The 26,378-nt window shown below is 52.6% G+C and carries 25 protein-coding genes; 14 read left to right on the top strand and 11 right to left on the bottom strand.

The genetic code is table 11. From position 1 onward, the window contains the following. Positions 1-67: 67 nt before the first annotated feature. Positions 68-619: a ribosome biogenesis factor YjgA gene (gene yjgA, locus OGY83_RS17125; protein WP_008786039.1), complete on the bottom strand. Its 552-nt coding sequence runs from the start codon at positions 617-619 to the stop codon at positions 68-70. Between the two features lie 95 nt (positions 620-714). On the opposite strand from yjgA, the gene pmbA reads away from it, so the two are divergent. The 13 genes from pmbA (at position 715) to OGY83_RS17060 (ending at position 10,870) form a co-directional block, all read left to right on the top strand. Continuing rightward, the gene (gene pmbA, locus OGY83_RS17120) at positions 715-2,067 is read left to right on the top strand and encodes a metalloprotease PmbA (RefSeq protein ID WP_003830385.1); all 1,353 of its coding nucleotides are present in this window, start codon (positions 715-717) and stop codon (positions 2,065-2,067) included. Between the two features lie 86 nt (positions 2,068-2,153). Next, positions 2,154-2,540, top strand: coding sequence for a cytochrome b562 (gene cybC, locus OGY83_RS17115; protein ID WP_003025756.1), 387 nt, complete (start codon positions 2,154-2,156; stop codon positions 2,538-2,540). A gap of 331 nt (positions 2,541-2,871) precedes the next feature. Continuing rightward, positions 2,872-3,180: a glycine dehydrogenase gene (locus tag OGY83_RS17110; protein WP_003025758.1), complete on the top strand. Its 309-nt coding sequence runs from the start codon at positions 2,872-2,874 to the stop codon at positions 3,178-3,180. Between the two features lie 10 nt (positions 3,181-3,190). Then, entirely contained in the window at positions 3,191-3,553 is a 363-nt protein-coding gene (locus tag OGY83_RS17105) for an SFCGS family glycine-rich protein (protein WP_003830384.1), read from the top strand. Positions 3,554-3,555: 2 nt separating this feature from the next. Continuing rightward, on the top strand, positions 3,556-3,855 hold the full coding sequence (locus OGY83_RS17100) for a DUF4312 family protein (protein WP_003025762.1): 300 nt from the start codon (positions 3,556-3,558) through the stop codon (positions 3,853-3,855). Positions 3,856-3,877: 22 nt separating this feature from the next. After that, entirely contained in the window at positions 3,878-4,654 is a 777-nt protein-coding gene (locus OGY83_RS17095; RefSeq protein ID WP_043018215.1) for a DUF4311 domain-containing protein, read from the top strand. 11 nt (positions 4,655-4,665) lie between these two features. Next, entirely contained in the window at positions 4,666-5,310 is a 645-nt protein-coding gene (locus OGY83_RS17090) for a DUF4310 family protein (RefSeq protein WP_003830379.1), read from the top strand. 58 nt (positions 5,311-5,368) lie between these two features. Continuing rightward, entirely contained in the window at positions 5,369-6,502 is a 1,134-nt protein-coding gene (locus tag OGY83_RS17085) for an amidohydrolase/deacetylase family metallohydrolase (RefSeq protein WP_194211566.1), read from the top strand. Further along, entirely contained in the window at positions 6,486-7,604 is a 1,119-nt protein-coding gene (locus OGY83_RS17080) for a DgaE family pyridoxal phosphate-dependent ammonia lyase (RefSeq protein WP_286636400.1), read from the top strand. The genes OGY83_RS17085 and OGY83_RS17080 overlap by 17 nt, the downstream gene beginning before the upstream one ends. Further along, positions 7,601-8,341 (top strand): 2-dehydro-3-deoxy-phosphogluconate aldolase, encoded by a 741-nt coding sequence (gene dagF, locus OGY83_RS17075; RefSeq protein ID WP_286636398.1) that lies wholly within the window; start codon positions 7,601-7,603, stop codon positions 8,339-8,341. The genes OGY83_RS17080 and dagF overlap by 4 nt, the downstream gene beginning before the upstream one ends. A gap of 21 nt (positions 8,342-8,362) precedes the next feature. Beyond that, positions 8,363-10,276: a BglG family transcription antiterminator gene (locus tag OGY83_RS17070; RefSeq protein WP_286636397.1), complete on the top strand. Its 1,914-nt coding sequence runs from the start codon at positions 8,363-8,365 to the stop codon at positions 10,274-10,276. A gap of 77 nt (positions 10,277-10,353) precedes the next feature. Then, complete coding sequence (locus OGY83_RS17065; RefSeq protein ID WP_003830370.1) at positions 10,354-10,596, top strand: type II toxin-antitoxin system RelB/DinJ family antitoxin; 243 nt, start codon at positions 10,354-10,356, stop codon at positions 10,594-10,596. Beyond that, entirely contained in the window at positions 10,586-10,870 is a 285-nt protein-coding gene (locus tag OGY83_RS17060) for a type II toxin-antitoxin system RelE family toxin (protein ID WP_048227188.1), read from the top strand. Before OGY83_RS17065 ends, OGY83_RS17060 begins: the two co-directional genes overlap by 11 nt. A 3-nt stretch (positions 10,871-10,873) precedes the next feature. Here the strand turns inward: OGY83_RS17060 and nrdG are convergent, their stop codons facing one another. The 6 genes from nrdG to OGY83_RS17030 all read right to left on the bottom strand — a co-directional run bounded on the left by nrdG (position 10,874) and on the right by OGY83_RS17030 (position 20,347). After that, the gene (nrdG, locus tag OGY83_RS17055; RefSeq protein ID WP_168978611.1) at positions 10,874-11,338 is read right to left on the bottom strand and encodes an anaerobic ribonucleoside-triphosphate reductase-activating protein; all 465 of its coding nucleotides are present in this window, start codon (positions 11,336-11,338) and stop codon (positions 10,874-10,876) included. 184 nt (positions 11,339-11,522) lie between these two features. Continuing rightward, positions 11,523-13,661 carry an anaerobic ribonucleoside-triphosphate reductase gene (nrdD, locus tag OGY83_RS17050; protein WP_003025782.1) on the bottom strand — a complete coding sequence of 713 codons (2,139 nt, stop codon included), beginning with the start codon at positions 13,659-13,661 and terminating at the stop codon, positions 11,523-11,525. A gap of 382 nt (positions 13,662-14,043) precedes the next feature. Beyond that, the gene (locus OGY83_RS17045) at positions 14,044-14,625 is read right to left on the bottom strand and encodes a fructose PTS transporter subunit IIA (RefSeq protein ID WP_286636396.1); all 582 of its coding nucleotides are present in this window, start codon (positions 14,623-14,625) and stop codon (positions 14,044-14,046) included. 1 nt (position 14,626) lies between these two features. Next, positions 14,627-16,330 carry a sugar phosphorylase gene (locus tag OGY83_RS17040; protein ID WP_286636394.1) on the bottom strand — a complete coding sequence of 568 codons (1,704 nt, stop codon included), beginning with the start codon at positions 16,328-16,330 and terminating at the stop codon, positions 14,627-14,629. Beyond that, positions 16,327-18,936, bottom strand: a complete 2,610-nt coding sequence (locus OGY83_RS17035; protein WP_286636393.1) for a glycoside hydrolase family 38 N-terminal domain-containing protein — start codon at positions 18,934-18,936, stop codon at positions 16,327-16,329. Before OGY83_RS17035 ends, OGY83_RS17040 begins: the two co-directional genes overlap by 4 nt. A 1-nt stretch (position 18,937) precedes the next feature. Further along, complete coding sequence (locus OGY83_RS17030; RefSeq protein ID WP_286636391.1) at positions 18,938-20,347, bottom strand: PTS fructose transporter subunit IIC; 1,410 nt, start codon at positions 20,345-20,347, stop codon at positions 18,938-18,940. Between the two features lie 180 nt (positions 20,348-20,527). On the opposite strand from OGY83_RS17030, the gene OGY83_RS17025 reads away from it, so the two are divergent. Then, positions 20,528-21,187 carry a MurR/RpiR family transcriptional regulator gene (locus OGY83_RS17025; RefSeq protein WP_286636426.1) on the top strand — a complete coding sequence of 220 codons (660 nt, stop codon included), beginning with the start codon at positions 20,528-20,530 and terminating at the stop codon, positions 21,185-21,187. Between the two features lie 4 nt (positions 21,188-21,191). Here OGY83_RS17025 and OGY83_RS17020 read toward each other — a convergent pair whose 3' ends face one another. From OGY83_RS17020 to treR, 4 genes are all read right to left on the bottom strand, one after another. Beyond that, positions 21,192-21,935, bottom strand: a complete 744-nt coding sequence (locus OGY83_RS17020) for an oligogalacturonate-specific porin KdgM family protein (RefSeq protein ID WP_286636389.1) — start codon at positions 21,933-21,935, stop codon at positions 21,192-21,194. Positions 21,936-22,096: 161 nt separating this feature from the next. After that, entirely contained in the window at positions 22,097-23,749 is a 1,653-nt protein-coding gene (gene treC, locus OGY83_RS17015; RefSeq protein WP_286636388.1) for an alpha,alpha-phosphotrehalase, read from the bottom strand. 49 nt (positions 23,750-23,798) lie between these two features. Then, the gene (gene treB, locus OGY83_RS17010) at positions 23,799-25,217 is read right to left on the bottom strand and encodes a PTS trehalose transporter subunit IIBC (RefSeq protein WP_286636387.1); all 1,419 of its coding nucleotides are present in this window, start codon (positions 25,215-25,217) and stop codon (positions 23,799-23,801) included. 157 nt (positions 25,218-25,374) lie between these two features. Beyond that, positions 25,375-26,322: a trehalose operon repressor TreR gene (gene treR, locus OGY83_RS17005; protein WP_286636385.1), complete on the bottom strand. Its 948-nt coding sequence runs from the start codon at positions 26,320-26,322 to the stop codon at positions 25,375-25,377. Positions 26,323-26,378: the final 56 nt, after the last annotated feature.

Raw genomic sequence — 26,378 nt, 5'->3', positions numbered from 1 at the left:
CTACAACGGATCGTAGGCCGGATAAGGTGTTTGCACCGCCATCCGGCACTTTCGGCGGACGAAGAGGTTAGGCCTCGTTTTCCGCCAGTTCACGCAGATACTGGAAGATCTGGCGGGAAGATTTTGGCGGCTTGTTGCCCGCTTTTTCTTTCCTGGCGTTACGCACCAGCGAACGCAGTTGCTGACGATCGGCGTCAGGCCACAGGTTCATCACTTCTTCGATAGCTTCATCGCTACCGTCAACCATACGGTCACGCAGTTGCTCCAGCTTATGGAAAACAACGACCTGTTGGTTGTGACGGTTTTTCAGCTTGTCCAGCGCCTGACGGATAGGATCAACATCGCGCTGGCGCAACATTTTGCCAATCAGCTGCAGCTGACGACGGCGACCTTCCATCTTAATACGCTGGGCCAGCTCAATCGCGGCACGTAAATCCGCATCGAGCGGGATTTTGTCCAGCGCGTTTTTCCCCAGTTTTACTAGTTCCACACCCAGGTGTTTTAACTCCTCGGCGTCACGTTTTATTTCACTTTTACTGACCCAGATAATTTCATCGTCTTCGTCTTCGATGTCATCACCGGGAACGTCGTCGAGCCAGTCTTCGGGCTGCTTAGTCATGTCAGGCTCCTTAAAAAAAGAGGCTAATGTTACCAGTTAAGATGCGCACTGAAAAACGGTTCTCTGTTAGACTTCAGAGAAACTCTCTCTACATTATGGCATTTGCGATGAAAGTAATCTCACAAGTTGAAGCGCAGCGTAAGATTCTGGAAGAAGCAGTCTCGACGGCACTGGAATTAGCGTCAGGTAAGTCGGATGGCGCGGAAGTCGCTGTGAGCAAGACCACGGGTATTAGCGTCAGCACCCGTTATGGTGAAGTGGAGAACGTCGAATTCAATAGCGATGGTGCACTGGGGATTACGGTTTACCACCAGAACCGTAAGGGCAGCGCATCGTCCACCGATTTAAGCCCGCAGGCGATTGCACGTACCGTGCAGGCCGCGCTGGACATTGCACGTTACACTTCGCCGGACCCGTGCGCGGGTGTGGCAGATAAAGAACTGCTGGCCTTTGATGCGCCCGATCTGGACCTGTTCCACCCGGCGGAAGTTTCCCCTGACGAAGCTATCGAACTGGCTGCCCGCGCTGAACAGGCGGCGTTGCAGGCCGATAAGCGTATCACCAACACCGAAGGCGGCAGCTTTAACAGCCACTATGGCATCAAAGTGTTTGGCAACAGCCACGGCATGCTGCAGGGCTATTGCTCCACGCGCCATTCCCTTTCCAGCTGCGTAATCGCAGAAGAAAATGGCGATATGGAGCGTGATTACGCCTACACCATTGGCCGGGCGATGGGCGATCTGCAAACGCCGGAGTGGGTGGGGGCTGACTGTGCTCGCCGTACCTTATCACGCCTGTCTCCGCGTAAACTTTCCACCATGAAAGCACCAGTGATTTTCGCCAATGAAGTGGCGACCGGACTGTTCGGACACCTGGTCGGCGCGATTGCCGGTGGCTCGGTGTACCGCAAATCCACCTTCCTGCTCGACTCGCTGGGCAAGCAAATTCTGCCGGAATGGCTGACCATTGAAGAACATCCGCACCTGCTGAAAGGGCTGGCGTCGTCGCCGTTCGACAGCGAAGGCGTACGGACCGAACGCCGCGACATTATTAAAGACGGCGTGCTGACTCAATGGCTGCTGACCAACTATTCCGCACGTAAGCTGGGGCTGAAGAGCACCGGTCATGCAGGCGGGATCCACAACTGGCGAATTCCGGGACAGGGTCTAAGCTTCGAGCAGTTGCTTAAAGAGATGGGCACAGGTCTTGTGGTTACCGAGCTGATGGGGCAGGGCGTAAGCGGTATTACCGGCGATTACTCGCGCGGTGCGGCGGGCTTCTGGGTCGAAAATGGTGAAATTCAGTATCCGGTGAGTGAAATCACCATCGCCGGTAACTTAAAAGAGATGTGGCGTAATATCGTCACCGTCGGCAACGATATTGAAACGCGCAGTAATATTCAGTGTGGTTCGGTCCTGTTGCCGGAGATGAAGATCGCCGGGCAATAATATCCGTCATACTTCAAGCTGTGGCGTGAATTATTGAGGGTATCTGGCGTTTGTTTATTTTTGAATAATAAAAAAGGAAGTGAGCAATGCGTAAACACCTGTTAGCGATCGTCGCGGCTTCAACGCTGGTTCTTGGTTCTTCTGCGTTTGCAGCCGATCTTGAAGACGATATGGGGATCCTCAACGACAACCTGAAAATCGTCGAAAAAACGGATAATGCGACTGAACTGAAAGATGCGTTAACCAAAATGCGTGCAGCCGCGCTGGACGCGCAAAAGGGAACGCCGCCGAAGCTGGAAAACAAATCTCCGGACAGCCCGGAGATGAAAGATTTCCGCCACGGCTTTGACACGCTGATCGGCCAGATTGACGGCGCGCTGAAGCTGGCGAACGAAGGTAAAGTCAAAGAGGCGAAAGCCGTTGCGGAAGAGTTGAAAACCACGCGCAACGAAAACCACAAGAAGTTCCGCTAATCTGCGCTATCCGGCCTGCATACCCGTAGGCCGGATAAATACCCCGCTACTGCACGCCCCATAAGTAAACGCTATCCCCATCACATTTTTTCATTTTTATCGTCCATTCATTATTCGCACTTCCTTCCATTTTGCTGCTCGCTCTTGCGATCTCAATCACATTCTTCCAGTGATAAATCGTGGTTCCAGCCCTTTTTGCGGCACAGATCACTATCGCTGCGCCTCTTTCCACTTCGAAGTGGAAAACAACTCACTACAAACTTTTAACCCCCGCCGCTAATTTACCCTCAGAGCCATTAGTGGGGTAAGACGAGTGAATAACGGAGCTGTAATGAATGACATGGGGGAATCGGTTGAACTGGCCGACCGCATGCTGGCGCAGGTGTATGCCTTGCTGCGTGAACGCAACATTATTCCCAACGCCGTACAGGAACAGATGCTGACGTCGCATGTTCGCGCCATGGCGCACCGCTCGGTAACGGGTGAACCCTTACCAGAAGTCGATGCCAGCTTGTTTGATGAAATATCTGCCGAATCAATGGCGCTTGCCCGCGACGTGGTCGCCGAGTTTGGCAATCTTCCTGAGGAAGAGGCCTGGCTGCTGTCGGTGCACTTCGAAGTCGCGAAAGACAACCTTTAAGGAGCAAAAGATGGAACAGATTACCGTAGTGATTGGCGATCGTCTGGGTAAAGGCCAGAAAGTGGCGGCAGGCGTAGAGAAAGCGGGTGGCCGTGCCGTTGTGGTGCCGGGGGTTGCGGCAGATATGAAGCTGGGTGACGTGATGAAAGCGGAAAACGCCACCTTTGGCATCTCGTTTTGCGGCAGCGGTGGTGCGGGGGCGATTACCGCGCAGACCAAATACGGCTACAAGGCGAAATACGGCATGCGCTCGGTCGATGAAGGGGTAACCGCCATCAACGAAGGGTGCAACGTACTGGGATTCGGTTTTATGGACAAAGAAGAACTCGGTGAGCGCCTGGTGCAGGCGTGGCAAAAGAAACACGGCGCTTAAGCATGAAAGAGCAATTCACCACCACGGTGAGAGTCACGGGTAAGGGCGAGACCAAAGCTCGCGCCTTTGCCGATGCCCTGAACCACGTTCAGGCTGCGGTGATGAAAGCGTCGCCGCATATCTTACTGCGTATTGAGCCACAGGATGTGCAGGTTGTTCAAGCGCGTGAATCGGTGCGTAAAGAGGCATTTTTATTCCTCTTTTTGCGCCGGGAAAGACGTACTTTCAGCGTGGAGCTGGACGTGACCGTCAACGTGACTGCCATCAATCTCGACAAGGTGGATTTCGTTACGCAACGCTGATTTTCTATTAAAAGGCATAATTATGTTCCTGATAATATTAATAAAATCGCTCATCATCGGTGGTCTGGTTGGCGTTGGTGTCGGCGCTGGGGCTGCACGCATGTTTCATGCGCCTACCACACAAGGGATGGGCGCGTTTCGTACTCTGGGAGAACTGAATTCCTGCGAAGGGGATCCGGCTTCTCACTTCTCGTTCGGCCTTGGCTTCTTCTTTAACGCCTGGGCTTCCTCCGTTGCGGCGGGGGCGTTCACTCAGGACGTCGACCATCGCATCATCCCCAACTGGGGCGCCGCCGCGCTGATGATTAAAAATCGCAACGTCGGTGAAACGCTGCACGACCCTAAACGCATGGCAATTGCCTGCGGTGTTATTGGGATGATCGTGGTGACCTTCCTGAACCTCACCGCGTCATCGGTACCGGAAGCGTTGCAAGTTACCGCCGTCAAGGTGCTGGTGCCCGCGGCTAACCTGCTGGTTAACACCGTGATGCCGGTGATCTTCTGGCTGGCGGCGATCGACGCTGGTAAGAAATCCGGCTTCTGGGCCACCGTTTTTGGCGGTGCGGCGCAGCTGATCATGGGCAACGCCGTCCCGGGTCTGGTTCTCGGCATTCTGATCGGCAAAGGTGTTGAAGAGAGCGGCTGGAACCACGTCACTAAAGTGATGATGGTGGCTATCGTCGCGCTGTTTGTCCTGAGCGGCTTCTTCCGCGGCTTCGACATGAAGATGATCGAATCCTTCCATCTGACCGTGCCTAACTGGCTCGAACTTATCCACAACTCGCTCAGCGGCAAATAACGGAGGTCATCATGGAACAGAATAAAGGTTTTTGGTTCGCTGACTGGTCGTTCCCGATCTTCGTGGGCCTGCTCTCCTCTGGCGTATTTGCCGGAACACACATGTACTACCTGTACGGTATTGGCGCATTTAACGAAGTGGCTTTTGTGGCGATGCTGAAGGCGGGAATGGACACCGGCTCCTACGGGGCGGTGGCGGCATTTGGCGCAAGCTTCCTGTTTGCCCGCATCATTGAAGGTTCGCTGGTGGGGATTTTGGATATCGGCGGGGCGATTCAGACCGGGGTCGGGTTAGGCGTTCCGGCGCTGCTGCTGGGCGCGGGCATTATCTTCCCGGTCGCCAACTTCGCCGCCTCGCTGGTCACCGGTCTGGTGATTGGTCTGGCGATTGGCTACATCATCATTCTGGCGCGTAAGTTCACCATCAACCAGAGCGACTCAACCTACGGTGCGGACGTCATGATGGGGGCCGGTAACGCCTCCGGTCGATTCCTGGGGCCGTTGATTATCCTCAGCGCGATGACGGCTTCTATTCCTATCGGAATCGGTTCTCTGGCGGGTGCGCTGCTGTTTTATCTGTGGCAAAAACCGATTACCGGCGGGGCGATCCTCGGCGCAATGATCCTCGGGTCCATCTTCCCGATTGCCATTAGCTAACTGTTGATTTGCAGGCCGGATAAGGCGGTTACGCCGCCATCCGGCAAAGGAGAGAGTGATGTTTGATTTACTCCTGCGCCGTGCGCGCCTCGTTGACGATACGGTGAGCGATATTGCGCTCAAAGACGGCAAGATCGCGGCCTTGGGCGACGTTGATGGCCCGGCGCTGAAAACCATCGAGCTGGGCGGCGAGTGTTACGTCAGCGCAGGCTGGATTGACTCCCACGTTCATTGCTACCCGAAATCCCCGATTTATCACGACCAGCCGGATAGCGTCGGTATTGCGACCGGCGTCACTACCGTGGTGGATGCGGGCAGTACCGGGGCGGATGACATCGACGATTTTTACACCCTGACCCGGGAAGCTGCCACCGAAGTGTATGCGCTGCTGAACATCTCCCGCGTTGGGCTTATCGCCCAGAACGAGCTGGCCAACATGGCCAATATTGACGCTGATGCGGTGCGAGAGGCGGTTAAACGCCACCCTGATTTTATCGTCGGTCTGAAGGCACGTATGAGCAGCAGCGTAGTCGGTGAAAATGGCATCACACCGCTGGAGTGCGCCAAAGCGATGCAAGCGCAGAACGGTGACTTGCCGCTGATGGTGCATATCGGCAACAACCCGCCGGATCTGGATGAGATCGCCGAGCGCCTGAGCGCGGGCGACATTATTACCCACTGCTACAACGGTAAGCCGAATCGCATTCTGACGCCGCAAGGCGAGCTGCGGGCGTCAGTGACGCGGGCGATTTCACGCGGCGTGCGTCTGGACGTTGGGCATGGCACCGCCAGCCTGAGCTTTGCGGTGGCAAAACGCGCTATCGAACTGGGCATTTTGCCGCACACCATCAGCTCCGATATTTACTGTCGCAACCGTATCAGCGGCCCGGTGCATTCCCTGGCGAATGTGATGTCGAAATTCCTCGCCATTGGTATGTCGCTACCGCAGGTCATTGAATGCGTGACCGCCAATGCCGCCGACGGTCTGCGCCTGAAACAGAAGGGGCGACTGCAGGTCGGTCTGGATGCCGATTTAACCCTCTTTACGCTTAAGCGCCAGCCAACCGTGCTGGTAGATGCAGAAAACGACAGCCTGCAGGCTGAACAACTGCTGGTGCCGCTTGCCGCAATACGTGCAGGCAAGGGCTACATGACCGAACAAGGGAGCGCGGAACATGCCTTCGATTTTTGAGAAATACGATTTAAAACAGGTGATTAATACCTCAGGCCGCATGACGGCGCTTGGCGTTTCCACGCCGCGACCAGAAGTGGTTGAAGCGGCGATGGCGGGGATGAACCACTATTTCGAGATGAAAGACCTGGTCAATAAAACTGGCGACTACATCGCGAAATTGCTGGAAGTGGAAGGGGCAACCGTTGTCTCCTGCGCCTCGGCGGGGATCGCCCTATCGGTGGCTGGCGTACTGGTTAAAGACAGCGACTGGCTGCTGGAGAATCTGCACGTCACGCCCATTGAGAACAACGAAATAGTGCTGCCCAGAGGCCACAACGTCAACTTTGGCGCTCCGGTGGGCACGATGGTGGCGCTTGGCGGCGGTAAGTTAGTGGAAGCCGGTTATGCCAACGAATGTTCCGCGGCGCAGCTGGCGGCGGCCATTACACCGCGTACGGCGGCCATTCTGTATATCAAATCTCACCACTGCGTCCAGAAAAGTATGCTCAGCGTGGAGCAGGCTGCGGTGGTGGCGCGTACGCATAATCTACCGCTGATTGTGGATGCGGCGGCGGAAGAAGATTTGCAGTGTTACTACCGGGTTGGTGCGGATTTGGTGATTTATAGCGGCGCCAAGGCGATAGAAGGACCAACCAGCGGTCTGGTGATTGGTAAAACCCAGTACGTTGAGTGGGTGAAACGCCAGACGGCGGGAATTGGCCGGGCTATGAAGGTGGGGAAAGAGGGGATTCTTGGCCTGACCTGCGCCATCGAACTGTATCTGAACGCGCAGAAAGAGAGCGGCGCGGAGATGGTCGAGAAAATGACGCCGTTCATTAATGCGCTGAACCAGTTTAACGGTGTGAGCGCCCGCGTGGTGTGGGATAGCGCAGGGCGTGACATCGCCCGCACGGAAATTAAGTTTGATGAAGCGGTAACCGGGATCGCTACGGGGGAACTGGTCGACGCGCTGAAACAGGGGGAGTACGCGATTTACTTCCGTGGTTACAAAGCCAATGAAGGCATTATCGAAGCCGATGTGCGCAGCGTCGATCGTGCGCAGCTGGAGATTGTGGCCCGTCGAATTGGTGAAGTGATTTCGCAGGAGAAAGAAGCATGAAACTGACCCCTAACTTTTATCGCGACCGCGTCTGCCTGAACGTGCTGGCAGGCTCCAAAGAAAATGCCCGGGATATTTACGCGGCGGCGGAAGGACACGTGCTGGTTGGCGTGTTGTCAAAGAATTACCCGGATGTCGCAAGCGCGGTAGCGGATATGCGTGAATACGCGGCCCTTATCGACAATGCGCTCTCCGTAGGGCTGGGGGCGGGCGATCCTAACCAGTCGGCGATGGTCAGTGAAATCTCCCGTCAGGTGCAGCCCCAGCATGTCAATCAGGTCTTTACCGGCGTGGCCACCAGCCGCGCGCTGCTGGGCCAGCAGGAGACAGTGGTCAACGGTCTGGTCTCGCCAACCGGCACGCCGGGCAAGGTGAAAATCTCCACTGGTCCGTTGAGCAGCCAGACGCCGGACGGTATTGTGCTGGTAGAAACCGCGATTGCGCTGCTCAAAGACATGGGCGGTAGCTCAATTAAATACTTCCCGATGGGCGGCCTGAAATGCCGTGACGAGTACATTGCGGTCGCGCAGGCCTGCGCCCGTCATGACTTCTGGCTGGAGCCAACCGGCGGTATCGATCTGGATAATTTCACTGAAATCCTGCAAATTGCCCTCGATGCCGGAGTGAGTAAAATCATTCCTCACATCTATAGTTCGATTATTGATAAGGTGAGTGGTAACACTCGTCCGGACGACGTACGCCAGCTGATGGCGATGACCCGGGCCTGCGTAGGCTAACTGACAGATGAGGAAACTGACGTGCGATTCCCCAACCAACGTTTAGCACAGCTGTTTGACATGTTGCAAAACGAAGCGCTTCCACAGGACGAGCTGGCGCAGCGGTTGTCGGTTTCCACACGCACCGTACGGGCGGATATCACCGCGCTAAACGCGCTGCTCACCCAGCACGGCGCACAGTTTGTCCTCAGCCGGGGTAATGGTTATCAGCTCAAAATTGACGACCCGGCAAGTTTTCACACCCTGCAAACGCAGCAGCCCAATACGTTGCTGAGTATCCCGCGGACCAGCCAGGAACGGATACACTGGCTGGTGGTGCGTTTTCTGACGTCGGCTTTCTCGCTGAAGCTGGAAGATTTAGCTGATGAATGGTTTATCAGCCGCGCGACGCTGCAAAACGATATGGCTGAGGTGCGCGAGCATCTGCAACGTTATCATCTGACGCTGGAAACGCGTCCCCGTCACGGCATGAAGCTGTTCGGCAGCGAAATGGCGATCCGCGCCTGTTTGACCGATTTGCTGTGGACGCTGGCACAGCAGGATCCGCAGCACCCGTTAGTAACGCAAGAAGCGCTGAATGCAGGGCTTACTGAACAGTTGCAACCCGTTTTGCAGGACATTTTTGCCCGTTTCCATATTCGTCTGACCGATGAGGGCGAGCTGTTTTTACGCTTGTACTGCGCGGTGGCGGTACGGCGGATTAGCGAAGGGTATCCACTCCCGGATTTTGCCGCAGAAGAGGCCGATCAATCGGTGTGCCTGGCCACGCGGGAAATCGCGGCGGTACTGCACCGCCTGGCAGACAAACCACTTTCCGTTTCCGAAGAAAACTGGCTACAGGTGCATATTGCTGCCCGCCAGGTTCAGGAGATCGCGCCCAGTGCTATCAATGCGGATGATGACGAAGCGTTGGTCAATTACATCCTGCGTTTTATCAACACCCAGTACAACTACAACCTGTTGAATGACAAACAGTTGCATGCTGACCTGCTGACGCATATTAAGACGATGATCACCCGGGTGCGTTACCAGATAATGATCCCCAATCCGCTGCTGGAAAATATTAAACAGCACTACCCCATGGCGTGGGACATGACGCTGGCCGCCGTCTCGGGATGGGGAAAATATACGCCGTACACCATCAGTGAAAATGAGATTGGCTTCCTTGTGCTGCATATCGGTGTTGGGCTGGAGCGTAGTTACAACATCGGTTACCAGAGGCAGCCGAAGGTTCTGCTGGTATGCGATGCCGGAAATGCGATGGCGCGGATGATTGAGGCGGTGCTGGCGCGTAAGTATCCGCAGATAGAGATCGTCGATACCGTAACGCTGCGCGACTACGAACAGCGGGAAAGCATCAGCGAAGATTTTGTCATCTCTACCGCGCGGATCGGTGAAAAAGATAAGCCGGTGGTGATGATTGCGCCATTCCCTACTGATTATCAACTGGAGCAGATTGGCAAACTGGTGCTGGTCGACAGAACCCGTCCGTGGATGTTGAACAAATTCTTCGATGCCGCCCATTTTCGTGTGGTTGACGAGCCAATGGATCAACAAACGTTGTTCAAAACATTATGTCGTCAGTTGCAGGATGAAGGTTTTGTCGACGCAGAGTTTCTTGATTCGGTGGTTGAGCGTGAGGCCATCGTCAGCACCATGCTGGGTGATAGCATTGCCTTGCCGCACGCCCTTGGTCTGTTGGCCAAGAAAACGGTGGTCTACACCATCCTCGCCCCACAGGGTATCGCCTGGGGCGATGAAACGGCGCACGTGATCTTCTTGCTCGCCATCAGTAAGAGTGAATACGAAGAAGCGATGGCCATCTACGATATCTTTGTCACCTTCCTGCGCGAACGCTCGATGACGCGGCTCTGCGCGTGCCGTAATTTCACCGAGTTCAAAGCGGTTGCGATGGAGTGTGTGAGCCGTTTTTGAGAAGCGTTATCCAGAATTCGATGTAGTGCGAATGTAATGCTAAACTGCATTACACATTCGATTTTACTGGAGGCATAATGGCCACGCTGAACGTCCGTCTGGATGACAAACTCAAAAATGAGGCTTATGCCGTGCTGGAAAAACTGAATATTACTCCAACGGAAGCTGTGCGATTACTGTTTCAGTACGTCGCGGAAACGGGGCGCATGCCGGTGAAAACCGTCACCCTTAGCGACAGTGAAGATGCACTCATTCAGACAGTCCGGGAAAGACTTGCCAGCCCGCAAAAGGGAATCAAGGTTAGTCTGGATGACTTATGAGCTGGAATTCGACCCGAGAGCCTTAAAAGAGTGGCATAAACTGGGTGATACGGTGAAGACTCAGTTTAAGAAGAAGTTGGCCGACGTGTTGTTGAACCCCAGAATTGACTCTGCCCGTTTAAATGGTCTTCCTGACTGCTATAAAATTAAGCTTAAATCGTCCGGGTACCGTCTGGTGTACCAGGTTCGGGATGAGGTTGTGGTCGTGTTTGTTGTCGCGGTAGGTAAGCGAGAACATTCAGCCGTTTATCACGATGCAAACAAACGGCTTTAGCGATTAACGCAAATGATGTACAACCTGGTTGCTGCTGCCGCGCCAGATCAGCGCTGGGTCTTTAAGATCCTGCACAAATTTGCCATCGACCAGCACGTTGATGAGATCCACCACCTGCATCTGTGCGGCGTTGAGTTCATCAAGCTTGTAGCCGGTCCACACCCAGATATCTTTTCCCGGACACTCAGCGTGAATACGCTGTACCAGTTGCAGAATATCCGGCACATTTTGCGGATGCAGCGGATCGCCGCCTGACAGCGAAATACCCTGGCGAGGGATCCGCGTGTCGTTCAGATCGGCAATGATTTTGTCTTCCATCTCTTTGGTAAACGGCTGGCCAGAATTGAGTCGCCAGGTGCTTTTGTTATAGCAACCGGGGCATTCGTGTACGCACCCGGAAACAAACAGGGTGCAGCGAGTGCCGGGGCCGTTAACGATATCGACGGGGTAATATTGATGAAACCTCATTTTTGCTTCTCATCCGCTTATCAATTCGCGCCATAGCTGCGTTAGCTGCATTCGTGCGCCCGAGTCACTTACTTATGTAAGCTCCCCGGGACCCACTCATTTGCTGCCTTGCTAAGACGTGAATTGCGTTGCGGAAAAAATGGCCCGAAAAGCATCGCATTGCCGGGCAATAATACTGTCGAAATTAACCTATCTGCCCATTACCTAAATGCTTAACGCGGCGCTTCACTTCTTCCTGCTTACCGGCGTTAAACGGACGTGCGTCCGGGCTGCCTAAATAACCGCATACGCGGCGGGTGACCGACACGCGCGCGGCATCGTGGTTACCACATTTCGGGCAGGTAAATCCTTTGCTGGTGCACTCGAACTCACCGGTAAAGCCGCACTCGTAGCATTCATCGATTGGCGTGTTGGTCCCGTAATACGGCACGTGCTGATAGCTGTAATCCCAGACGTCTTCCAGCGCTTTCAGGTTGTGCTGAATGTTTGGGTATTCGCCGTAGCAAATGAAGCCTCCGTTCGCCAGCGGCGGGTATGGCGCTTCGAAATCGATCTTGTCGTACGGGTTAACCTTTTTCTCCACGTCGAGGTGGAAACTGTTGGTGTAGTAACCTTTGTCGGTAACACCCGGCACCACGCCAAACTCGGCGGTATCCAGACGGCAGAAACGATCGCACAGGTTTTCACTTGGTGTGCTGTACAGGCTGAAGCCGTAGCCGGTCTCGTCTTTCCACTGATCGACCGCCTGACGCAGACGCTCCACAATGGCGATAGCTTTAGCGCGAAGCTGCTCGCTGTCGTACAAGTGTTTGTCGCCAAACAGCGCGTTGATGGTTTCGTGAATACCGATGTAACCCAGAGAAATCGATGCGCGACCGTTTTTAAAGATTTCAGACACGTCATCGTCTGCTTTCAGACGCACGCCGCAGGCCCCTTCCATATACAGGATCGGTGCAACGCGGGCCTTCACGCCTTCCAGACGCGCAATGCGGGTCATCAGTGCTTTACGTGCCAGCACCAGACGATCGTCGAGCAGTTTCCAGAAGGTGGCTTCATCGCCATGAGCTTCCAGCGCGATACGCGGCAGGTTGAGGCTGATAACGCCGAGGTTATTACGGCCATCGTGAATCTGTTCGCCGTTCTCGTTTTCCCATACACCCAGGAAGCTGCGGCAGCCCATTGGCGTTTTGAACGAGCCAGTCACTTTAACTACCTGATCGTAGTTCAGGATATCCGGATACATACGCTTGCTCGCGCACTCCAGCGCCAGCTGCTTGATGTCATAGTTCGGATCGCCAAATTTGTGGTTCAGACCGTCACGAATCGCAAACACCAGTTTCGGGAACACGGCGGTTTTACGGTTTTTCCCCAGACCGGCAATACGGTTACGCAGAATGGACTGCTGGATCAAACGCGATTCCCAGCTGGTTCCCAGGCCGAAACCGAAGGTGACGAACGGCGTCTGACCATTGGCGGTATGCAGGGTATTCACTTCATACTCAAGGGACTGGAATGCGTCGTAGCACTCTTTCTCTGTACGGGAATGCGCATAACCGTCGGCATCTGGGATCTGCCACTCTTCAGCGGTTTTACGGTGCTTGTTAAAGCTCTCGGTCACGAATGGTGCGAGAACTTCGTCAATACGGTTAATGGTGGTGCCGCCATAAATATGGCTGGCAACCTGCGCGATAATTTGCGCGGTGACGGCGGTTGCGGTGGAGATGGATTTTGGCGGCTCAATCTCCGCGTTACCCATCTTAAAGCCCTGCGTCAGCATACCTTTCAGGTCGATCAGCATGCAGTTAAACATTGGGAAGAACGGAGAGTAGTCGAGATCGTGATAGTGAATATCACCACGCTCGTGCGCCTGGACGACATCACGCGGCAGCAGGTGTTGACGCGCATAGTGTTTGGCGACGATACCGGCCAGCAGGTCGCGCTGGGTCGGGATCACTTTGCTGTCTTTGTTGGCGTTTTCGTTCAGCAGAGCAGAGTTGGTTTGCTCAACCAGACCACGAATTTCCTGGTTCAGACGGCCACGTTTTTCACGCTGTATATCACGGTCGTGGCGATATTCGATGTACGCACGGGCGAGTTGTTTGTACGGACCTGACATCAGCTGGTTTTCTACCGCTGTCTGGATCTCATTAATATCGACCTGGCTGCGCTCATTCATCTGGCTACTAACGACTTCTGCGACGGTGGCACAGTAATCTGCGTCATCGACTCCCGCTGCTTTAGCTGCACGCAGAATGGCTTCTTTGATGCGCTCTGATTTAAACGGCACTTTACAGCCATCTCGTTTCATCACATGCGGTGTCATGATCACTCCATATTTATAAGAACAGGTTATCCACAGAGGTTGGGGAAGCGGCCATGGCTTTATTCATCTCTATTGCCAATGACTTCCCGCAATCCAGACCCACTTTATCCACAATTCCACCGTGAGGCGGTGCACTGTAGTTGTAGCAATTGTAGTCGATTAATACAACATATTGGGTCGGCGTGCATTTTAAGTTCTATATGTAGTGATTTGCATCAAGGATGTTTACGATTTATTTGATGTAGCGCAAAGTAAAAATCGGAGCGTACAGATGACGGGCAGTACAGCCGATTGTAAATTGTAGGCAGAAAATTCTGATTAATTATTCAGCAAAAACAGAAGGGTAAGACCGGGCAGGTGTCACGCTGCCCGGAGCAGGCTGTTACGGCAGCGATTGCATCCAATGGATACCGGCGTTAACGAAGGCCGCAGAGGCGATAAGACCCAGGATGATCGGTACAACGCGATTACTTTTCACGTTAACCTCAGCTTCTTCCGCAACTGGCGTATCCCCTGGAGAGAGCAGATTCAGTACTTCTTCGGCGGAAGTGGCGCTGAGAATGGCTGTTCGTATCTCATCTTCAACCAACGATGAAGTAAGTTGGGTTAATAGCTGCATATGTGTCGTGCCTGCTTCTTCGGGCGGGATCGCAAGTAGAAACACCAGCCGCACCGGCTCTGGCCCTTCAAGACCTGGCCATTGTATCGGTTCGGGAAAAAGGGCGACGCAGAACGATGCTTGCACGACGGACTCACATTTTCCATGGGGAACGGCCAGTTCTTCTCCCAACGCTGTTGGTCCTTCCTTTTCACGGCGAAGAACGCTTTCAATAAAGGCTTCTTTGTTTGTAATTAATCCGCATTCGAACAAACCCGAAGACATATGCCGAATAATTGCATCGGGAGAAGATTGCGGTGGATCGATAAAAATTAATGCAGAGCGAGTAAGTGCCGAGAGTTCCATGTTATTCATCCGTTTGCGTCGCGGTACGAATCCATACTGTTTGCCAGCCTGTCAATTGGCAAACGCCATTAAAGGTTGATCCCGTCAAAAGATCCGTTCCTTCAACGGGCAAAGAAAGTGATTGTGTGATTCCAGTGACATTAACAACACAGTACAGGGTTTCCCCCGTTATCTGTCGTTTGACACCAAACAGCGCCTTCGGTAGTTCAAGGACTTGCTGAGAAGCTGAGGGCGAGAAAGCGGGATGTTGTTTACGAACTCGCAGTAACTTCGACAGTGCGGTATAGATCCTCGCTTGCAGGGATCCAGACGTGATTAATGCCTGGTGCGTGGCGGCGAAATCCAGCTTTTCACGGTTAATACGCCGGTTTATCCCTGACGTTTTCATCCCGTTCAGATCATTTTCGCTACCGAGAAGGCTGTGGTAGTAAATTGCAGGCACCCCCTGCAACATGAAGAGGATGGCGTGAGCAGCAGAAAATCTGGCGACTTGCACATCAGGACCTTCCCCTGGTTCGCTTAATGCGCTCAGGAAGTTTATATTCATTTCATAGGGTGACTGGCTGCCGTCAGGATTGGTACGCCAGGAAATACGCCCTTGCTTACGCTCTACTTCACTGACCAGAAACGTTTTTTCTTCTGTAGAGAGGATGTTTTCAACGGGCCGTAATCCAATGCCATCGTGGCTGGCGAGAAAATTGAAAAAAGTCGTGTTGTCGGGAAAGGTTTCTTGCTCCAGGCTTTTCGCCCATTGGCGTAGCCAGCTTGCATCACCGCGCAGGAAGGCGTGCAGTGTTAGCGGGGGTAATGGGAACTGGTATACCATATGCGCTTCATCCCCCGAACCCAGGTAGCTGATATTTTCCTGATGCGGCACATTAGTTTCAGTAATCAGCAGGCAGTCGGGCCAGGTCTCCTCCAGAATAGCCCGCCACAGTTTGATGATCAGATGGGTCTGCGGCAAATGAATACAACTGCTGTTTTTCTCTTTCCACAAAAAACCTACGGCATCGAGTCGAATCGCCTGAGCGCCGCGTGAGGCATACTCCAAAAGAACATCAATGCTCTCCAGTAAAACTTCGGGTTCATGAAAATTAAGATCGATCTGATCCGCGCTAAACGTCGTCCAAATATGTGCATTTTCCCCTGTCACTCGCTTAAAGGGGGTGAGCAGCGGTAGCGTCCGTGGGCGTATTACTTGGTTATAATCATCATTTGGATCGGCGTTAATAAAGTAGTTCTGATAGCGCGGCTCGCCGCGTAGATAGCCCTGGAACCAAGGGCTATGCTGTGAAATATGATTAATCACAAAATCGAACATTAAATTAAAATCGCCAGCCAGCGCTTCAATATCTGACCACTGTCCAAGATTGGGATCAATCTGCCGGTAATCCACCACGCTGAAACCATCATCGGAGCTCCAGGGGAACATCGGTAGCAGGTGAATATCGCTGATCGTCCCCTTTAACCACAGTTTTGCAAACTGGTGGAGGATCGCCAGTGGTTTTGCCCCTTTCGCACAAATACTATCGCCATAGGCAATCATCCAGATGCGGCTTTGATCCAACGGAACTGCCGTATGCGCTCTGGGTTTCCAGCGTTGGATGAGTTGCTCAATTTTTGCTGCGATTGCCTGATTATCTTCTTGCGGATAGAGCTGCGTCAGCGTCTCGCGGATTAATGTTTTGAGCTGGGATTTATTCATATTTTAACGTGACGCTCCGGCAGTGAGAAAAGGAAATCGCATGTAGCGAAAGGCTCAATTTTGCGACGGTGTTCAACGGGCTCTTCCAGGTAGTTAATCTGTGACATTTCTTGCAAGAATGGAGGGAGTTCAACCGGATGCACTCCGGCATTGAAAATACGTAATATTGTCCCGTTTACCGTCTGGGCGTGCGGGAGCGCCGAAAGGATGAGTGGTTCAGGCAGCGTCAGCAGACTGAATGTGTCCGGCAGTGAACGCTGTGTGAAATTGAGCGTGAAGCGTTCAAGACGATTGTCCAGCGTGTTCAGTTTCTGGTTCTGCCAACTGAAAGGCTGGCGAATCGCGCGGGCTTCAAGATGTCTTAATGTCAAGTGATCGCTGTGTTTGGAAAGAGCCAGCGTCAGGCTGAAGTGCAGAGGTTTGTGTAACTGAGCTTCTGGTGTGTAAACGACGGTATTATTGATCCCGGAAGCGCGCCCAGGCCTCCAGGCCAGCTCATCACGCCCCAAAACACCTGTCGATTTGAAGAGCGTCAGCGCCATCTGCGAGGTCCCGTTTTGCAGGATCTGAAACTCCTTCATGCCCAGGCTGTTAACGATCAGCGCCTTGTTGTTTTCCGCAATGGCTATAATTCCCTCGCTGGTTTCGATATCGACAGGTTTCTCGCGATAGTGGTGTCGCCAGTCTGCGGGGGCATCGGCAACGGGACGGTGAATAATGCCGAAAGGCTGTGAAGCTATTGATTCACTGGTGCGGATATCGCTGTTGATCAGCAGGCGCAGACGATGGTCGCAAACCTTGTTTTCCAGACGAGCATCAATGAAAAGTTGGGCTTCACCCTGGCGTAGCTCGCACACAATCTGTAGCGGGCAATCCTGCGTAGCGCGTTGGCTTAATGAATAGGGCAGGCTGAGGGTGATACCCAGCGTGAAACGCTCGAGGTGCTGGCTTTTTTCGCAGGCGAGAAGCGTAAATTGATTGAACAGCCTGGGGATATCGCCCTCCAGCGGTGAAAAATCGTAACTATCGCCTGCGTCTGCACAGTCCTCAAACATCAGCAAATCAGAGATAGTTCTGCCTGTACGTTTCTCACGTAGCGTCAGCGTTCCACCATCAAGGGTTAACTGATAATGATCATTTTCAATGTGGTTTTCAGCACAGTGATGCAGCGTAGAGACATCATGTGCAACCTCATGAACGCCAATATTGATATAACCCAGCGCAGGCAGTTCCGGGACGTTGATAGCGGCCTGTAAGCGGTAATAAGGTGGAAGTTCAACCTCTTTTTCACCTTGCGGCGTAACCTGAATGACGCGTCCTCCGGGGAGCTCCGTTTGTTCAATAATGCTAAATGAGAGGGGCTGTTCGCCAACGCAGAGTTTAAGGGATGGGGTGCGGCTGTATAGCGTGGCATAAACAATCCCGGACCATGGCGTTGCGCCAGGGTTCACCATAAAGAGATCGTTTTCCTGACAGCTGGCCATAGCCAACTCTTTCATAACCAGATTCCACAGGCTATGGCTAAGTTGTTCTGTCTGTTCCAGTCGATGCAGAATATCCCGGTTGGTCGCATCACTGTTACATCCACCTATGGAATCATGAGCATGATTGCGTAACAGGTTTTTCCAGATTTGATCAACCCACTGGAGGTTGACGTCAATACCATGATGGCGGGCCAACGCGATTGTTGGTTCCAGCTTGCCCAACAAAAAATGTTCAATATCGTAATTTTTCTTTTTAATGTCGTAGCGAACGGAACCGATGGTTTTGTGGATCCGCGTATAGCGTGGTGATTTCAATTCTCCTTGCCAGCAGGTAAATCCCTCGGCTTGCTGACGAAGCGTATCGACATACGTTTCCAGTGACGAGATCTGGTACCGATCTCCTTCAGAGGAGCGTTCGCTGACCGTTCGCAGTATTTCCGGCAATTTGGCATCAATGTTGACCTGATCGCCGCCGCAGGGCAGGAGCAGGTCATTCAGTCCTGAACGTTGACGGATGAGATTAACCATCGGAAAGATCTTTTCCCGCAGATGTGTGGCGTCTGGCTGAATATTTTTGGCCGCGCCATAACCGAAGGGCATCGCGCAGGCGATCACCTGCGAACCTGACGGCGCACGCCAGATAAACTGGCTCTGTGCCACCTGGGTATCATGATTAATGCCGCGCCAGAATACGATGTTATCCAGATTGCACCCGCGAAGTAGCGTCGGGAGCTGGCTGTTATGGCCAAAAGTATCGGGCAGATACCCCACCATCATAGCGTGACCTAGTTTACGCGCGGAAAGAATGCCGTACTTCAGGTTGCGGATAATGGATTCACCGTGAACGTTGAAGGTATCCGTCTGGGTAAACCACGGGCCGATAAAAAGCCGTTTACTTTTGACAAGCTGTTTCAGGCGGTCCGCATACTGTGGATTGACGGACAGAAAATCCTCAATAACGGCGGTTTGTCCGTCGAGATGGTAACAGGTGTAATCGGCGTTATTTTCTAATGTGTCGATAACATCGATAAAATTTCGCGAGGCCAGGATATTGCTGTCCTGTAAAGTGAAATACCACTCTTGATCCCAATGCGTATGAGCGATGACATGGATATGACTCATTTTACCTTCCTGAAATTGTTGCCAGTTTGGGACTGAAGAAAAGCACGCCCAACGCGCACACCAGAGAACCCGCGAAAACGCTGATCAGATAACCCGTAACGTTGGTGGCAAGCGGCCATCCCCAAATGGCAGGCAGCGGTAAGGATTGTTTGACACCTAACGTTGTGGCGATGAACGAGCCAGCCATCGCGCCGACCATAAAGACTGGAATCAGACGAGGGTTTTTCAGAATAAAGGGGATCGCACCTTCGGAAATACCAATGAAACCCAGCAGTAGCGAAGTACTGCCGATAGTTTTTTCTTCACTGTTAAATACGTTAGGAAGGCCGAAGCGGTTATTGAGCAATGCGGCAATGCCAACGCCGATTGAAGGGATGACGATAGCAAGCTCTCTGGCGGTTAAATCGAAAGTCTCGCTTACGCCGTTAAGCCCCAGCGCTACTGAACCTGCCGCTTTGTTAATCGGCCCGCCGAGATCGAAAGCGGTGCCCGCTGCAATCATCAGAGAATAAAAGCTACGTCCGGAGTCACCTGCGGAGGTAAAAAAGGCCACCATCGCCTGATTTAGTGCGCCAAAAATAGGGTTAATCAGGTACTGCATCACAATAACCAGGGTGATACCGGTGCAGAGTGGCACTATAAGCATGGTTTTTATGGTGGTGATTTGCGGACGTACCTTTATCGTGTCGTTGAGCCATTGCACCAGGTGACCGACAAAAAAGCCGATTGCGATAGCGCCAAAAAATCCCGAGGGCATAAAACCTTCAAGATTAAAAAAGCGTTTGTAGACTTCGTCAGACATTATTCCGCCGATAAGACCGGGGATTAGCGCAGGTTTTCCGGCGATAGAAAAGGCGAGGTACATGGCGAACACTGGGTACATAAATTTGATGACCATAAAGCCCAGTTTATCCAGTACCTCAAACGGCGTGCCGGCGATGGGGATAAATTGTCCGGTGATTTTCGCTACCGCCATGAGTAATCCACCGAGCACCACAACAGGCAACATATAGCTAATTGCCGCCATAATGTGGCCGATAAAGATCTGCCAATTGGAACGGCGTGCTTCTGGTTCGTTATCAACGTTGGTGATGCCTTTATTTAAAGCAAGCGCCTGATGAATATAACGATCGGTATTCTTGATTAATTCCTGCGTGCGCATTTTGAGATGCGGCATGTTATCAAAACGTTCGGCATCCTGGATAGGAACGTCAACCGCAAGGATGATAGCGTCAGCGCTGGCGATATCCTGACGGGTGAGCTTATTTTTAACTCCGTCGCTTCCTTGCGTCTCTACCTTAACAATAACGTCATTTTCTTTTCCCCAGGCGGCGATTTTGTTGGCCGCCATAAATGTATGCGCAATACCGGTAGGGCACGCTGTTACTGCAACGATTTTTTGTCTTATCATTGTCATATCTCTGAAAATAGAACTGCAGGAATTATAAAGAGAAATATAAATACCAATAAACGTTTGGTGATACTTATTGCGTATGGACATACCTGTATCATGATAGTGTGATTCACATTGCAGTGTCTGCTATAAGATACGAGTATGATTATTTTATCTTTGGTTAAAGAGTGCTGTTTTATGAATTCTTTTCATGGTAGTGAAAGATTAATATTTGAATATATACAGTGTCATGCACATGAAATTTCAGGGATTTCCGCTAAGGTGATTGCTACCGAGACATTCACCACCACCACGTCCGTAAATCGAGTGTGTAAAAAAATGGGGTATCAAAGCTATACCGAATTACGCTATCAATTCTCACGAGACAGACGCGTTGCCGAACCGGTAAAATATAGTGTTGGCAACGAAAAAGAAGAAGTCATTATACAACTCTGTAACCAATTGATTAATTCAAGCCATATATTTTTATATTCACGTGGCGCATCGTTGACCAGTTTGAATTATCTTTCTCGTTTTCTCTCGCTGGCGAGTTTGCCTCATTTAATTCTCAATGACATCCACCAACTTACCCGGGTTTCCCGAGGAACGCTGGTGCTCATCAGTAAGTCGGGAGAAACCGCCTCTTTAGTCGAAATGGCAAGAAATGCGCTGCGTAAAGGCTTAAAAATAATCGCAATTACAAGGAGAGGCTCTTCATTAGCTGCGCTGGCAACTCAGTGCTGGCCTCTGGACATTGATATCGATGCGATTTCCTTGTATCAACGAGAAGGTCAACTGGAACTGCTGACCGTCGTTGACCGCATCGGTTGCTATTTACTGCAACACGATGCGGCTTAAAACATTAGAGCTGCTTAACGATGCCAAGACGTACGGCGTAATCATTTTCATGATTCCCGTCGTCATTGATATACGTCTTATCAAGGGAAACTAGCTCAACATACGGGGTCCAGCCATCGTCCAGTTTATAATTAAACGCCAGCGTGTGTTCCCAGTACGTATCATCGCCCGTTCCCTGGTCAACACCATCCTGCCAGCGGAAACGAGGATTATAAGACATGCCAAATTTACCAATATTATAGGCAAGCCAGATATCAAATTGATGGGATTCACGGCGGGTATAACCGCTACCGTCTAATTCTCTGTCACTGTGTGAGTCGTTTACCGTATTATAACGATAGCGAGTTGAGAGGTTAATCCCATTATCAAATGATTTCCATCCCTGAATAAACGGGCGATAATGTGTATTATTGGTAGTAAATACTGTAACTAATCCTGGTGCAATCGCGTAACCATCACCCAGGTCAAAACGCCAGCGGGTTTCTATTTCTTGAGCTGCTTCAGTGACACCTTTATCATCGGGGTCATTACGATCGGTATCGCCAAAAAACGTGTCATTGTGATTTTGTGCAGCTTCAACGGAGAAATAAAAGCCATTATCGGCCTGGTGCATGACTTTAATTCTTGAATCATTTGCATCAGAGTTTGTGTTATGGCCAAAACGTAAATCAACAGCGGTATTCCCACACCATCCCTGGCTGCTAATCAGTAATGTTGAAATAGTACATGTTCTAATAAATTTTTTCATAATATCCTGCCGGGTTATATAATAAGAGGCAGGTGTATTTTTGTTTTATCCCCCAGAGTTTGTAAATTTTATCATGGTACATTTCGGGTATGGCTATACGTCCTGTCTGAAATGCGTAACAGAAGATACGGATAAAATTGCTTATCCGTATCTTAGCGCTATTACTTTTGCACCCACCAGACGGCTTCAAAAGGACGTAGCGTCATGTCTGCAGGTTGGCTGGCGACCTCGGCATAGTTGTGCATCAGCACCTGCCAGTTTCCGTCGGTTTGGGCTGGCTGCCAGTTCTGGAAAGTATCGCTCAGATTTGCAATGACCAGCAGCCGCTGCCCTTGCCACTCTCGTTGATAGCACCACAGATGCGGGCTGTCCGGTAGCAGATCCTGGTAGTCGCCCCAGGTGATAACCGGCTCCGCTTTGCGCAAGGCGATCAGCTGCAGATAGGTGAAGAACACCGAGTCGGCATCGCTCAACGCTGCCGCCACGTTGATGTCTGCCGCGTTGTCGCACAGATTGATCCACGGCTCACCTGCGGTGAAGCCCGCGTGTTTGCTGGCATCCCATTGCATCGGCGTGCGGCTGTTATCGCGTGATTTACTGGCGAGGATCGCCAGCAGCTCTTGCGCATCGCGTCCCTGGCCGTTCAGGGTGGCAAACATGTTATGGCTTTCCACATCGCGATAATCGGTAATCTGGCGGAAGTGTGGGTTGGTCATACCGATCTCTTCACCCTGGTAGATGTAGGGTGTGCCCTGCATGCCGTGCAGCACCATCGCCAGCATTTTGGCGGCCGGAACGCGGTATTTACCTTCATCGCCAAAACGCGACACGATGCGTGGCTGATCGTGGTTACACCAGAATAATGCGTTCCAGGCCTGATTGTGCATGCCCTGCTGCCAGTGGCGGAACAGAGTTTTAAGTGCCACATAGTCGGGTTTTGCTAACGTCCACTTCTCACCGTTGGGGTAATCCACTTTCAGGTGATGGAAGTTAAAGGTCATCGACAGTTCGCTACCGTTAAGTGCGGCGTATTGCTGGCAATGTTCCAGCGTGGTGGATGACATTTCGCCGACCGTCATCAGACCGCGTGGTGTGAACACGTCGCGGTTCATCTCACGCAAAAATTCATGTGCGCGTGGACCGTCGGTATAAAAACAGCGTCCATCGCCGTCGGGATCGTTCGGGAAGTCCTGATCTTTAGAGATAAGATTCACCACGTCGAGGCGCAATCCGTCCACGCCGCGATCGGCCCAAAACTCGCATACTTTCTTAAGCTCGGCGCGTACCGCCGGGTTTTCCCAATTCAGGTCGGCCTGCTCCGGAGCAAAGAGGTGCAGATAGTACTGCTCGCTTTCGGCGTGCCAACCCCAGGCGTTGCCACCAAATTTGGAACGCCAGTTATTCGGCGGGCAGTCTGGCGTGCCGTCGCGCCAGAGATAAAATTGACGATACGGACTGTCTTTATCCAGTGCCTCTCGAAACCAGGCGTGCTGGGTTGAGGTGTGGTTAAACACCATGTCGAGAATAATACGGATACCGCGCGCTTTCGCCTGCGCCACCAGTTCGTCAAAGTCTTCCAGCGTGCCGTAGGCCGGATCGACAGACATGTAGTCTGCGACGTCGTAACCGTTATCAACCTGCGGCGAAATATAGAACGGCGTCAGCCAGATGGCATCAACACCCAGCTTTTGCAGATAGTCGAGGCGCTGCGTCACGCCGCGTAAATCGCCAGTGCCGCTGCCGGTAGTGTCCTGAAAACTCTTAGGGTAAACCTGATAGATAACGCCGTTTTGCCACCAGTGGGGAAAATTCATGGTTGTTTCCTGGAAATACGCAGGGGCGCAACTGCGCCCCGAAGAAAAGTTAGACAATCTGTAATGTGCCCAGACGGTGTTTACGCTGGTAAACGAATGAGGTCAGTATCATTGGGATAACAACCGCAATGACCATCGCCATGCCAAAGACCTGCCAGTAAGTCGGCTGGATGGAGAGGATGCCTGGCAAACCGCCGACGCCAATCCCGTTTGCCAACACACCGTTCAGGCCGCACAGCAGTCCGGCGAGACCGGAGCCGATCATCGCGCACAGCATCGGGAAGCGGTATTTCAGGTTGATCCCGTACATTGCTGGTTCAGTTACCCCGAGATAGGCGGAGATCGCGGCAGGAACGGAAATTTCACGTTCGTTGTGTTTGCGACTGGAGATAATGATCCCGACCACCGCAGAGGCCTGAGCGATATTCGACAGGGCGATCAGTGGCCATACCGGCGTGCCGCCCATGCTCTGAATCATCTGCATATCGATAGCCAGCGTGGTCTGATGCACGCCGGTGATCACCAGCGGGGCGTACAGGAAACCGAACAGCGCCGCGCCAATCGGAGCAAAACTGCCGGTCAGCAGATGACGGACCGCAAACGCGACACCGTCGCCGATCATGCGGCCAAACGGACCAATAAAGGCATGGGCGAGGAACACGGCGAGGATCAGCGAGCACACCGGGACGATCACCAGATACAGGTAATCCGGGACGATGCGCTTCATGCGTGTTTCAATAAATCCGAGCGCCAGCCCGGCCAACAGAGCCGGAATGACCTGCGCCTGGTAGCCCACTTTCTCAATGCTGAACAGGCCGAAGTTCCACACTTCCGGCGCCTGCTGGCCGAGCAAATAGGCGTTCATCAGTTGCGGAGAAACCAGGGTCACACCCAGCACAATACCGAGGATCGGCGTACCGCCCATTTTCTTCACCGCCGACCAGCAGATCCCGACCGGCAAATAGAAGAAGATCGCTTCGCCAATCAGCCACAGGAAGTCATAGAGGGTTTTCAGCGAAGGATGCATCTGCGCCAGCGTCTGCCCGTTGCTCATGGGCAGATCGCCGATCACGTTACGGAAACCTAAGATCAGGCCGCCGCTAATCAGCGCTGGCAGCAGCGGGAAGAAGATCTCCGCAAAATGAGAAATCAGCTGCTCATGCCATTTCATATTCTGCCGCGCGGCCTTTTTCGCCTGCTCTTTGTCGGCGCTGGCATGACCGGTTGTCGCCAGCAGCGCCTTGTAGTAATCGCCCACCTCGGTGCCAATCACCACCTGAAACTGCCCGGCGTTGGTGAAGCAGCCTTTGACCATTGGCAACAATTCGATCTCTTTCGGCCTGGCGTTCGCAGGCTGATTCAGGACAAAACGCAGGCGAGTAATGCAGTGACTCACCGTAGCGATATTGTCGCGCCCGCCAACCAGCTCAATCAGCCGGTCGATGTCTGCTTGTTTTATTTTGCTCATGATGATGTGTGTTCCCCGTAGACCGGAAAAGACGCTGTTGCGTCGTCATTCGGCAACTCTCTCGTTGTTGGCGCCAGAGTATATCTTCGATGAATATTTAAAAATGGGAACGTTCCCGAAACGCAGCGAAGATCACAAATTAATGCTCAGAAAGCGATCAGGAGAGGGAGGAGGGAATAACGATTTGCCGTGGTTCGCTGCGGCCGTTGATCTGCTCGATCAGCTGCGAGGCCGCTTGACGTCCGGCTTCAGCGTATCCTGGATCGACGGTGATAATTTCCGGATGGAGGAATTTCATCAGCGGAGTGCTGCCCACGCTCGCCAGCTGCAGGTTCTCTATTCGCTGCTCCTGCAGGTACTTGCTGACGCCAAGGGCAAGGGTATCCGTCGCACAGACTAAGGCGGTGGTTTCCGGGGTGATGACGTTGGCGGCCTGCTCATAGCCCTGCTTCATGGCCAGACCCGGCAGCGCGGCCACAGGATGCAGTTTGTGTTTTTTACAGAATGCCAGGTAGGCCTCATGGCGGCGTTTACCGGTGGTCACATCGCTATGCGGAACACCAAGAAAGCTAATATGGCGATGCTCGCGTTTGTATAAACGCTGCATCAGGGTACGAATGGCACCCTCATCGTCATAGCAGACGGAGGCAAAGCCTTTGGCATCTCTTGCCAGCAGCACCAGAGAATCCTGCCAGGAGGCGAGCATGGCTTCAGTAATGCCGGTAAAACCGAACAGCACCACGCCGTCAATGTTACGGCGTCTTAGCATGCCGAGATGCTCCTCAACCAGCTCGGGTGAGAACTGGCTTTCCATCATGATCGGATCGTAACCCTGTTCATAAAAGGCGGGCAGCATGGTCTGCACGGCGAGATTTTCCGAAAGCGAGTCCAGTCGCGTGACGATAATCGCCACTACCTTGTCGCTTTGTCCGCGCATGGCGCGTGCGGAGCGGGAAGGGGAAAAACCGTGCTGGTTCATCACCGCTTCAACGCGCTCGCGGGTGCGTTCACTCACGCCGCTTTCATTGTTGAGCACACGGGAAACGGTTGATTTTCCCACGCCGCTTAAGCGGGCGATGTCTTTAATGGTCAGCCGATTTTGCATCCTGTTTTCCCGTGTTGCGTGTGAAGTTATGCCAAATAGAGAATAACTTTACTCAA

The sequence above is a fragment of the Citrobacter sp. Cpo090 genome (assembly GCF_030332665.1).
Taxonomy (GTDB): domain Bacteria; phylum Pseudomonadota; class Gammaproteobacteria; order Enterobacterales; family Enterobacteriaceae; genus Citrobacter; species Citrobacter portucalensis.
This window is presented reverse-complemented; position numbering and strand designations above follow the sequence as displayed.

Coding starts and splice junctions, on each gene's coding strand:
- OGY83_RS17090 (WP_003830379.1), top strand. CDS start 4,666: ATGGAACAGAATAAAGGTTTTTGGTTCGCTGACTGGTCGTTCCCGATC.
- nrdG (WP_168978611.1), bottom strand. CDS start 11,338: ATGAGGTTTCATCAATATTACCCCGTCGATATCGTTAACGGCCCCGGC.
- OGY83_RS17030 (WP_286636391.1), bottom strand. CDS start 20,347: ATGATAAGACAAAAAATCGTTGCAGTAACAGCGTGCCCTACCGGTATT.
- OGY83_RS17080 (WP_286636400.1), top strand. CDS start 6,486: ATGCCTTCGATTTTTGAGAAATACGATTTAAAACAGGTGATTAATACC.
- OGY83_RS17020 (WP_286636389.1), bottom strand. CDS start 21,935: ATGAAAAAATTTATTAGAACATGTACTATTTCAACATTACTGATTAGC.
- pmbA (WP_003830385.1), top strand. CDS start 715: ATGGCATTTGCGATGAAAGTAATCTCACAAGTTGAAGCGCAGCGTAAG.
- cybC (WP_003025756.1), top strand. CDS start 2,154: ATGCGTAAACACCTGTTAGCGATCGTCGCGGCTTCAACGCTGGTTCTT.
- OGY83_RS17045 (WP_286636396.1), bottom strand. CDS start 14,625: ATGGAACTCTCGGCACTTACTCGCTCTGCATTAATTTTTATCGATCCA.
- treR (WP_286636385.1), bottom strand. CDS start 26,322: ATGCAAAATCGGCTGACCATTAAAGACATCGCCCGCTTAAGCGGCGTG.
- yjgA (WP_008786039.1), bottom strand. CDS start 619: ATGACTAAGCAGCCCGAAGACTGGCTCGACGACGTTCCCGGTGATGAC.
- OGY83_RS17105 (WP_003830384.1), top strand. CDS start 3,191: ATGGAACAGATTACCGTAGTGATTGGCGATCGTCTGGGTAAAGGCCAG.
- treC (WP_286636388.1), bottom strand. CDS start 23,749: ATGAATTTTCCCCACTGGTGGCAAAACGGCGTTATCTATCAGGTTTAC.
- OGY83_RS17095 (WP_043018215.1), top strand. CDS start 3,878: ATGTTCCTGATAATATTAATAAAATCGCTCATCATCGGTGGTCTGGTT.
- OGY83_RS17060 (WP_048227188.1), top strand. CDS start 10,586: ATGACTTATGAGCTGGAATTCGACCCGAGAGCCTTAAAAGAGTGGCAT.
- nrdD (WP_003025782.1), bottom strand. CDS start 13,661: ATGACACCGCATGTGATGAAACGAGATGGCTGTAAAGTGCCGTTTAAA.
- treB (WP_286636387.1), bottom strand. CDS start 25,217: ATGAGCAAAATAAAACAAGCAGACATCGACCGGCTGATTGAGCTGGTT.
- OGY83_RS17110 (WP_003025758.1), top strand. CDS start 2,872: ATGAATGACATGGGGGAATCGGTTGAACTGGCCGACCGCATGCTGGCG.
- OGY83_RS17065 (WP_003830370.1), top strand. CDS start 10,354: ATGGCCACGCTGAACGTCCGTCTGGATGACAAACTCAAAAATGAGGCT.
- OGY83_RS17035 (WP_286636393.1), bottom strand. CDS start 18,936: ATGAGTCATATCCATGTCATCGCTCATACGCATTGGGATCAAGAGTGG.
- OGY83_RS17100 (WP_003025762.1), top strand. CDS start 3,556: ATGAAAGAGCAATTCACCACCACGGTGAGAGTCACGGGTAAGGGCGAG.
- OGY83_RS17085 (WP_194211566.1), top strand. CDS start 5,369: ATGTTTGATTTACTCCTGCGCCGTGCGCGCCTCGTTGACGATACGGTG.
- dagF (WP_286636398.1), top strand. CDS start 7,601: ATGAAACTGACCCCTAACTTTTATCGCGACCGCGTCTGCCTGAACGTG.
- OGY83_RS17025 (WP_286636426.1), top strand. CDS start 20,528: ATGAATTCTTTTCATGGTAGTGAAAGATTAATATTTGAATATATACAG.
- OGY83_RS17040 (WP_286636394.1), bottom strand. CDS start 16,330: ATGAATAAATCCCAGCTCAAAACATTAATCCGCGAGACGCTGACGCAG.